Genomic DNA, 1,641 nt, shown 5'->3' with positions numbered 1-1,641 from the left:
CCACCATCAACGCGTCCGGCACCACGGCAATCAACCTCACCGGCAACGAGTTCGCCCAGACCATCCAGGGCAATGCCGGCGCCAACATCATCAACGGCCGCGGAGGCGCCGACACGATGACCGGCTATGGCGGCAACGACACCTACTATGTCGATAATGCCGGCGACAAGGTCAACGAGGCGGTGGGCGGTGGCACCGACAAAGTACTGGCCTCGGTAAGCCATGCCCTTGCGGCCGGCTCGCAGATCGAGCTTCTCGCCACCATCAACGCGTCCGCCACCACGGCAATCAACCTGACCGGCAACGCCTTTGCCCAGACCATCCAAGGCAATGCCGGCGCCAATGTCATCAACGGCGGCGGCGGCGCCGACATCTTGACCGGCTATGGCGGCAACGATGCCTTCGTGTTCAATACCGCTCTTGGAGCCGGCAATATCGACAGGATCACCGACTTCAACAAGCTTCAGGACAAGATCCACCTCGACGATGGCATTTTCAAAGGGCTTCCGGTTGGGGCGCTTTCCCAGGCTGCTTTCTATGCCGGGACGGCAGCGCACGACAGTTCCGATCATATCATCTACAATAGTGCAACCGGGGCGCTCTCTTTCGACAGCGACGGGATCGGCGGCACAGCTCAAACACAGTTCGCCACGCTTTTCCCCCCATCTCTCTCGGCAGCCTCCTTCTACGTGACCTGAAGAACCGACGGGGAAGCGACATCGCGCGAGGCGCTGCTGTGACGAACAAGGACCAAGTGGACAACCAGCACCCCGCCAGCCTCTTTCGTTAAGTGCAGATGTGCTGGCATGGACTGTAGCGGTATCGAGGACGCTCCCCAGATACAGTTCGTCACTTACCGTGATGGCGAACTCTTGGAACAGACGGCCGACAATGCCGCCCATCAGCAAGAGCGGGATGAACATCGCGACGAGCGAAATGCTGATCGACAAAACCGTGAAGCCGATTTCGCACGCGCCCTTCAATGCGGCATGCAGGGACTTGGAGCCACCGGAGCCCTCGAGCCAAGGTATTTCTTCGCTGGAACTAGCGCGCACGACGCCGACGACCACATCGTCTATGACAAGGTTACGGGTGCGTTGTTTTACGATTCCAACGGAAACGTCGCAGGCGGCGTCACAAGCCGGCTCTTGCTCAATGCAAAGTGCCAACCTAACGTCTCGATGAGAGCGGAATGAATCAGTGGCATGGGCGAAGATCCTTTTGCTGAGGAATCTTCAATCCAAACACATCATCCCGTTCTCACCCTGACTGTCGTGTACCGTGAGATCTCGTTTTCACGCGCACCGCCGTAGGCGCCGGATCAGATCACGAAAAAATCGTCGGCCAGCAGCGTCGGCCTGTTCCTCAGCGTCGCGAGCTGTGTCACGCTTTGTTCGAAAAACCGGTGACCACTTTTTCGAGCGCTGCTCTAGTTCTACTGCGTCATAAACTGTGTTGGATGTCTTTGGCAGCAGGGATATCGTGTGATGTTATTCCTACAACGTCGCTCCGACTGATCCAGTGCCCGTTCGTGACAGCTAGGGTCAGGACCCATTAATTTGTTGAGTTGATCTCTGTTGGGTGATTCAAGGTGGCAGGAGGTGCCGCCTTGAGTGATTTGCTGATGTTGACGCCGGAGCA

General features: G+C 57.7%; 1 protein-coding gene and 1 pseudogene. One reads left to right on the top strand and one right to left on the bottom strand.

What is annotated here, in order from left to right:
• Positions 1-698, top strand: a 698-nt coding sequence (locus tag NKJ84_RS32940; protein WP_502904060.1) for a calcium-binding protein, incomplete at its 5' end; no start/stop codon positions are given.
• A gap of 153 nt (positions 699-851) precedes the next feature.
• On the opposite strand, the pseudogene NKJ84_RS32935 reads toward NKJ84_RS32940, so the two are convergent.
• Positions 852-1,082, bottom strand: a pseudogene (locus NKJ84_RS32935) (efflux RND transporter permease subunit); the annotation flags it as partial.
• Positions 1,083-1,641: the final 559 nt, after the last annotated feature.

Source organism: Mesorhizobium sp. M0048 (assembly GCF_040323405.1).
Classification (GTDB): Bacteria; Pseudomonadota; Alphaproteobacteria; order Rhizobiales; family Rhizobiaceae; genus Mesorhizobium.
This window is presented reverse-complemented; position numbering and strand designations above follow the sequence as displayed.